General features: G+C 38.6%; 1 protein-coding gene and 3 pseudogenes. 1 reads left to right on the top strand and 3 read right to left on the bottom strand.

The annotated features are described in order from the left end of the window. Positions 1–151: 151 nt before the first annotated feature. Positions 152–403: pseudogene (locus ATE34_RS10815) on the bottom strand (23S rRNA (uracil(1939)-C(5))-methyltransferase RlmD); the annotation flags it as partial. Positions 404–568: 165 nt separating this feature from the next. Between ATE34_RS10815 and ATE34_RS10820 the strand changes: the two are divergent. Further along, positions 569–1895, top strand: a pseudogene (locus ATE34_RS10820) (ISL3 family transposase). Between the two features lie 124 nt (positions 1896–2019). Here the strand turns inward: ATE34_RS10820 and ATE34_RS11340 are convergent. Continuing rightward, positions 2020–7854, bottom strand: a complete 5835-nt coding sequence (locus ATE34_RS11340; RefSeq protein WP_061599307.1) for a Cna B-type domain-containing protein — start codon at positions 7852–7854, stop codon at positions 2020–2022. Positions 7855–8110: 256 nt separating this feature from the next. Beyond that, positions 8111–8863, bottom strand: a pseudogene (locus tag ATE34_RS10830) (transposase); the annotation flags it as partial. Between the last annotated feature and the right edge of the window lie 180 nt (positions 8864–9043).

Here is a 9043-nt window from a genome sequence, read left to right on the forward strand (position 1 = left end):
GCCGTGAAAAGGCGGTGTCTTAACCCCTTGACCAACGGACCTTGAGCTTTTCAACTCTTTCTATTATACCTACTTTTCCTCCTTTGTCAAGAACTTTTTGAGAATAGCTTCATTTTTTTATTTTAGCATCTATCTTTTATAACCGGATACCTTATTTTACACTCTTCTTAATCAACTTCACGACTGCTTCTGTCCGTGCAGTGTGGGGAAACATATCAACTGACTGGATATACTGGAGATCATAAACTTTTACCAGTTTAACCAAATCTCGCGCCAAGGTCGAAACATTGCAAGAAACATAAACCATTTTTTCCGGTACATAGGTTAGGATGGCATCTAATAACTTGTCATCTAATCCCGTTCGAGGAGGGTCGACTATCAAGACATTCGCTCGGTAGCCATCACTTTAGAACAAAAAAATAGAGGTCGAACCTCTCTAAATTTAGGCTCTATAATTTCTGTAGTGGGTAAAACCACTGTAGGAATTATGGAGTCTAATTTGTTGTAGAAAAAAGGCCCATAAGACCTATAATGAAAAAGTGACCAAACCCTCATTAGAAAGAATCTTATGGAACAATTAAATTTTATCACAAACATACTTGGAATTAATGACAAAAATATTATTATCTTAGATTATCTTGATACTGGAACGAATAAAGAAGTCATTGCTAAGCTCGATTATCCTGCCTCTAAATGTCTCAACTGTCAAGGACAAATGGCTAAATATGACTTTCAAATAGAATCCAAAATCCCCTACCTCGAATGTGCTGGCTACAAGACTCTCATTCGATTGAGAAAACGCCGTTTCCGCTGTAAAGACTGTGGAAAAATAGCCGTCGCAGAGACTTCCTTAGTCAAGAAGAATCACCAGATCGCAACCATCGTCAAACAGAAAATCACTCAAAAATTGATTGAGAAAGTCCCTATGACAGCTATCTCCGAAAGTTTATCTGTCTCCACTTCGACAGTCATTCGTCAGTTACATAAATTCAAATTTAAGACTGATCTTAACCACCTTCCAGAACACATGAGTTGGGATGTGGAAACAGTCAGGGAAGTGACTGTTTCAATCGGGAGATGAAGATGAGCTTCATTGCGCAAGATTTTGATAATCTCAATATCATCGCTGTTCTTGAGAGAAGAACACAAGCTGTTATCCGAAATCTCTTTCTTCGCTATGAGCGAGCCGTTCGCTGTCAGGTAAAAATCATTACGATGGATATGTTTAGCCCTTACTATGACTTAGCTAGACAACTTCGCTTTCGAATTTCTAGGCTCAGGCTGAAACAGTCTCCCAGACTGTTTCACTCCCAAACGCTAAAATCGTTCTCGATTGCTTTCATATTATCCAGCATCTCAGTCGAGCAATGAATCGCGTACACATCCAAATTATGAATCAGTTTGATAGAAGACCGCACGAATATAAAGCACTGAAACGTTACTGGAAACTCATTCAACAGGATAACTATACGCTGAGCAGTAAACGATTTTATCGTCCAACATTTCAGTCGCATTTAACCAATAAAGAGATTCTCGAAAAACTTCTCTCTTACTCTCAAGATCTTAGAGATCGCTATGAACTCTATCAGCTTTTACTCTTTCATTTTCAAGAGAAGCACGATGACTATTTCTTCGAATTGATCACAGGGTCCATTTCTTCTGTCAATCCAATCTTCCAGACCATTTTTAGGACCTTTTTGAGAGATCAGGATAAGATCATTAATGCACTTGTACTTCCCTACTCAAACGCAAAACTTGAGGCCACAGATATCCTCATCAAAGTCATTAAGCGAAATGCTTTTGGCTTCCGGAACTTTGAAAATTTTAAAACGAGAATTCTCATTGCTTTTAATATCAAAAAGGAGAGAACCAATTTGGTCCTCTCCAGGTTGTGACTTTTTATCAACCCACTACAGTTGACAAAGAGCCGATAAAAAATAGTCCAGAACAAATGTTCTGGACTATTTCCTTTCCAATTACTTCCTAAGAACTAACTGAAAATTAACTCTCTTTTAGAGATTATTTATTTTTACGGCTTACAAAGTACAATCCACCAGTCACTGCTATCAAAGCAAGTCCTGCAACTACTGCTGCGTTAGATGCTTTTTCACCAGTATTAGGAAGTTGAGGTTTTGGATCTGGTTTTCCTGGTTCATTTGGTTTACCTGGTGTTGGTTTTTCTGGAGTATGTATATTTGTAACATTCATGCCATCTTCTTTTGCTGTGTACCCATTCACAGTACCAACTTCTTTGACAGTGTACTCGATTGGTTTACCATTTGCGTAACGATCAAGGTCTGTAAACTCGAAGGCCCACTCGTTGTCTGATAGAGCAGTTGCCTTTGTAACAGTTACAGTCTTACCAGTTTCTTTACCGTTGGCAAGAAGTGCTACAGTAATTGAGTCTGGACGAATACCGTCTTTGTTATTAGCATCATCCCAGATCTTCTTACCTTTTACAGTAATTTTCTCTGGTGTATGTTCGTTAGTAATCGTATACTTACCGTCTTTTTCTGGAGTAATTGTTGTTTCGTATGATGCAACAGCCACTTCTTTGACAGTGTACTTGATTTCTTGACCATTCTCATACTTAGGAAGTTTCTTAGATTCGAACTTCCAGCCAGTTTTTTCTGATACTTCAATCTCTTGAACGACTTCTTTATCGTTTTTAAGAATTTGAACTTTCACAGATGTTGTACGTTTGCCGTCTTGGTTGTTGTTATCTTTCCAAACCTTAGTTCCTGAAAGGATAACTGTATCTGGATTGTGAGTGTTAGTCACTACTTGACCAGTTACAGAGGCTTCATAACCAGCTGGTACATCCACTTCCTTGATTGAGTAAGTGATTTCTTTACCAGCTTCGTATTGTGGAATATTTGTGAAGGATGCTACCCAAGTGTTGGCATCTGTCTTATCCTTAGCTGTCAAGGTCAATTTCTTACCTTCAACGGCTACTGGATCAGCATCTCCTACTTTTTTATAAAGTTGAACCGTTACTGACTCAGGACGTTTACCGTCTTGGTTGTTCGCATCGTTCCATACTTTTGTTACTTTGTAGTCGATTGCTTTAGGAGCATATTTGTTTGTGATGGTAAAGTCTGTAATCGTAGATTCGTATTCTGCTACGGCTTCTTCCGTTACAGTGTATTTGATTTCTTTACCATCTTTATATTTTGCTAATTTCGTGAATTCGACAGTCCAAGTTCCGTCTGCGGCTGCTTGAACTTCTTTCGAATCAACTTTCTGACCGTCTGCTAAAAGATTGATTGTAATCTTAGTTGGACGTTTGCCGTCTTGGTTATTCGCGTCATCCCAGTTCTTAGTTGCTTTAATGTCAACTGTTTCTGGTGAATAGCTATTTGTGATGGTGAATCCTGATGCAGCGTCACCAGTAACCTTAGAAGTGTAACCAGGAACAGTTACTTCTACTACAGTGTACTGGATAGGTGTACCGCCCTTATCAGCATCAAGATCTGTGAAGCTTCCAGCCCAACCGTTTGCGGCATTAAGTTCAAGTGTTTTACCAGTATCTTGACCATCTGCAAGCAATTTAACTGTGACAGAAGTTGGACGTTTACCATCTTGGTTGTCCTTATCATCCCATGCTTTCTTCACAGAAACTTGAGTTTTGGCTGGTGTGTATTTGTTTGTAAATACAAGATCTTTTGCTTCTTTTGAAGCTGTTGCTTTCAATTCAGTTGCGCTTACTTTTTCAACCGTTACTTCAACTTCTTGAACTGTCTTATCGTAAGTGATGCCTGTTTCAGTTCCAGCAACTTCTGAGATGGTGTACTTGTGAGTTCCCACTTGGCTCTCATCATATGAGATTGGTGAGAAGGTCACTGTTCCGTCGGCAGCGTTTGTCACTGTTTCAACAACAGTTCCGTCTTCTTTCTTCAATTCGAAACTGTATTTACCAGCTTCAAGATTTTTACCTTCAAGAACTTTCTTAGCTCCAAGAGTTACACTTGTAGCTCCTGCTGGAGTGTATTTGTTTGTAAATACAAGATCGTTCGCTTCTTTTGAAGCAGTTGCTTTCAATTCAGTCGCGCTTACTTTCTCAACCGTTACTTCAACTTCTTGAACTGTCTTATCGTAAGTGATCCCTGTTTCAGTTCCAGCAACTTCTGAGATGGTGTACTTGTGAGTTCCCACTTGACTCTCATCATATGAGATTGGTGAGAAGGCCACTGTTCCGTCGGCAGCGTTTGTAACTGTTTCAAGCTCTTTGTCGCCTTCTTTCAGAACAAAGCTGTATTTACCAGCTTCAAGATCTTTACCTTCAAGAACTTTCTTAGCTCCAAGAGTTACACTTGTAGCCCCTGCTGGAGTGTAAGTGTTCTCGAATGCTTTTTCATCGTCGTAAGTAACAGTTGCTTCAAGGGCACCTTTACCATTGTCCGCTACAGTAACTGTAGCAGTGATTGTTTTTGTGTCGTACGTGATGCCTGTAGCAGTTCCAGTTTTTTCAGCAATCTTGTAAGTGAAAGTTCCAGCTTTATCGAATTCCAAGGCTGAGAACTTAACGTTTCCATCTTTGTCATTCTTGACTGTTTCTTTCACGTTACCATCTTGGTCTGTCAAAGTAAATTCAAACTCATCGGCTTTCAACTCACGACCAGTAAGTGTTTTCTTAACTGCAAGAGTAGCTGAAGTTTTTGAAGCTCCGTAGCTGTTGTTAAATTCTTTGTCCGCTGGGTATGTTACGTTAGCAGTAAGATTTCCTTCACCATCGTCTGTAACTTCTACTATGACTTTAACTTCGAGACTATCGTATGTTACACCGTCAATAGTTTGTCCAGCATTTGTTTCAACGATAGTGTACTTGTATGTACCAGCTTTAGTGTATTCGATTGGTGCAAATACGACCTTACCATCAGCAGTGTTCTTCACTTTTTGAACTTCTGAGCCATCTTCGTCATTCTTCAAGACAAACTCAAACTCATCAGCTTTCAAGGTACGACCTAAAAGGGCTTTTGTCACTTCAAGACTAGCTGAAGTTTTCTTAGTTGTGTATGTGTTGTTAAAGGTTTGGTTATTATCCTTATAACTAGTTTTGGCTTTAAGTTGGCCAGAACCGTCATCCGTTACTTCAATAGTTGCAGTAACTTGATGTGTGTCATAGGAAATACCACCTAGATTCCCTTTTGTTTCGCTAATAGTGTAAACATAAGTACCCGTCTTAGTAAACTCTAAAGCTCTGAAGTTTACTTGGCCATCGGCTGTGTTTTTCACCGTTTCAACAGTCTTGCCGGCTTTGTCTTTCAAGACAAATTCAAACTCGCCTGCCTTTAGCTCGCGACCAGTCAGCTTCTTAGTTACAGAAAGAGGAACGTTCACTGGCTTGGCTGTATATTTATTTTTAAAGACAAGCGCTTCTGGACTTCTAGTGATGGTTGCTGTTAGTTTACGTCCAAACGCTTTCTCAACTTTGATTTTGACTTTAAATTCTGTCTTGTCATAAGTTACTCCAGCTTCTTTTTCGTTATCTGCTGGAATGACCTCACGGACAACATAGTCGTGTTCTCCGACTTCATCTTCATTAAAGGTAAGAGGAGTGAAGGTGATACTACCATCCTGCTTATTGGTAACTGTCTCTACTTCCTGCTCAGTGCCATTTGTAACTTTGAAAAGTTTAAACTGATACTTATTCGCCTCAAGTGGCTTCCCTTCTAATACTTTCTCAGCAACAAGTGGAACTTGAATAGGGTCAGCAGGAATATATGTATTGGTGATAGTGAAGCCAGTGTTGGCATCACCTGCGATCTCACTCTTAAAGTCTTCTACTGGAACTTCTTTTACAGTGTAGTGGATCTTACCGCCATCTGCATTATACTTCGGCAAATCTGTGAACTCACCTGACCAGTTGGTTGCGGCAGTTAACTCAACTTTTTTCTCACTCTCTTTACCATCAATAACTAGTTTAACTATTACCGAATTTTTCTCAGGTCCATTCCACTTTTTATTAACTTTTACTGTAACTTTTTCTGTATTCGTATTTGTAACGATAAAGCCTTTATCTACATCCCCAGTTATCTTACTATCATAGTTGTTAACTTTTACTTCAGCTAAAGAATATTTGTACTCATGACCGTCCTCAAGGCTGTACTTCAACAATTTGTCAAAAGTATATGACCAGCCTGTAGTTTTATCTAAGGTTACCGTGTGATCTGCATCATTCACTACCTTGCCGTCAACCAAAATGTTAAAAGTTGCGGACTCAGCTGCTGGACCAATCCACTTTTTCTCAATCGAAATCTTCTTATAAGCCTTTAGAACCCAAATACCAATAAAGTGTACATCTGCACCATCAATGGTCTTTTCTTTTTCTGTGTACCCCTTGAAAACCCATGTTCCTTCTGGAACGGTGACTTCCGTTTGCTTGGGCTGATCTGGTGTTACGGTTGTCCCATTTGGAATTTTTGATACCTTAGGTGGTGTTAGATCAGTTACCTCTTTAGGTAGAGACATTCCTGGAGTTCCGCTTTGGAACTCATGTGTTTTATTGTAAAGGAGAGTTGTTTTGACCTTATTAGAAGGGACTAGGACATTATCAACTTTCAATGTTACGGTATTTTCGATAACACCCGATGTTTTCTGCTCTACTTTTTCATTTGTTACCGTATTATATGTAACTTTTATCGTATCAGCTCCACTTGCTCGCTGAAGATACTTTTCTGCCATTTTAACAGTAACGGTCTGTCCTGATACAGTAACAGTGTAATCCGTATGTTCCGTCAAAACCTTGCCATCTGCTTCGACTTTAAGGTCTTGATAGGTTAGTCGTTCATCAAATGTATCAATCAAATCTAAGCTGTCAAGTGAGCCAATAACATCTTTTCCGGGTGTCGGTACCTTGAAAGTTCCCGTATAAGTGATCTTCTGTCCTTTTTTAGCTGGAGCTTGTGTGGGGTCAACCGTTTTAACTGGTGCCGGAATCTTTCCTTCTACAAAAAGTCCAAATACTGCTGAGCAGTAGGCAGTTGACTGGTAGCCAAATTCTAAACTATTGTTAACCGAACGAACAGCTAGACCACCAACATTGTAGGAAGCATCGCCGTCTGTTCCTTTAGTAGCTCGCCAAATTGTTTTGTCGCCACTTACTTCTTTTTTGAGAGCATTTGCGGTATTCATTACCGTCTTATCTACTTGGGATGTATAGTTTTTAATATAGAATGATTCTGTCCCGTCAACAGTCACATCCACATCAGATGGGACCATTACAAGCTTCAAATCCGTATTTGATCCGTCTGAATATTTCAGCTCGGCCGTTACATCTGCGTCAATCCAATAGGCATGGTCAATTATATCATTATGGGCTGCATCCACATATGGGATATTTCCAAGTTCAAATGCCCCATTTTCCCAAATCTCTGAAACATTAAAAAACTGGACATTTTTCTTAGTAGGATCCTTCAGTGATGCTTCACCTAGTGTTGTATTATTATAATGAACTGTCACACGATTAATGGTTAGATAAGCATCAACCTTTTTTCCATAAACCTCACCAACATTTGAAAATTTTAATTTTAAAGGTTGTTCAAATACTTGAGTGCTTTTATTGGTTTTATCAACTTTGAGGGTAAAATTCTCCATAGGTTTATGATAAATCTGACCACTTAAAGATTGGTAGTAAGGATTATTCAATCGTGCTTGATTAACAGCATTCGATTTTGAAATTACCTCCATATTATTCACATTTAAGTTAAATTTATATGTATCTAAATGTGCAAGGTCAGTATTATCTTTAATTTCTTGCACAGCAAAAAAACTTTTAATCGGTAATAAAAGGAATGTTAGAATAAGACATAGCATTCCAATAATAATCTTTTTATATTTAGTTTTGAATTTCATTGTCACTCCTAAAATATTTACAGCAAAAAATGATACCTAAGATTATTGTAACAGTAAAAATAATTTTAAGCAATAAGTTTGTTACTAAAAAGGTTAATCTTTTCAAATTTTATTAAATAAAAATATATCTACAGCATTTTTGCTAATTTAGCTTTGGATACAGATTAATAATCCTCTCAACATCCCGTATGTTTGACCTAGTTCTTGATAATCTCTAAAAGCTGTTACGCCCTTCAAATGTCTCCTGATAGTTCTAATATTTTTCAGCACGTACTGAAAAATCATCCTTGACTTTACGAAGGACTTTCTTGAGTTTCCGACGCTGGGTTTTACGTTCATCCTTTCCTTTAACGGGTGTCTCCTCCATGTCTTGGTTCAGTTTTTCCAATTCTTCTTCAAGGACTTGAGCGAACTCGGTCAACTGTTCTGAGGTAATCGATTCTTTTTCATCCAGCGCAATCGCCTGATGGATCAGGGGAGTGATTTCTTCTTGAAAATAGGCCTGTATCTGTTCTTGAAGTTTGGCGGAAAACTTGTCCGTTGCCTTTTTCCACACGAAACTATACTTGTTGGCGTTGGCTTCAATCTTCGTCCCGTCAATAAACAAGCAATCTAAGGTCACTAACTCTTCCATTTTTAAACGAAGATTGAGGTCGATGAACAGATCACGAATGAGTTCTTCCATCCCTTCAGCGATACGAAAACGATTGATAGTACGATAGCTGACAACCAACTGTCCTGTTAGGTACTGCATAGCGAGATTTTCAATCATCATTTTTTCAATTTTTCGACCAGAGAAGATCCCTTGTGAATAGGCAAATAGAAGAGTAGACACAAGCATTTTAGGGTGATAAGACGGGCGACCAAAGGCATGATAGAAGGTTTGGAAGTGACTATCCTCCAAGGTATTCACCACTTTTTCAATCGTAAAGACAAGATGGTCTTGTGGCAAGAAAGAACTGATTTCTAGTGGTAAAGTTGTTTGATTTGTGTTATAGTGAACATGCATGGGATAGCCTTTCTAAATGGTTTATTAAGCAATTCTATTTTACCAAGGCTATCGCAACCATGCAAAAAAGCAACGGGAAATCTGAACTGCACCCCAAAAGTTAGACAGAAAAAATCTAACTTTTGGGGTGTTTTTACTATGAAATTAACTTATGATGATAAAGTTCAGATCTATGAACTT

The organism is Streptococcus oralis subsp. tigurinus, from assembly GCF_002093545.1.
GTDB lineage: Bacteria > Bacillota > Bacilli > Lactobacillales > Streptococcaceae > Streptococcus > Streptococcus oralis_C.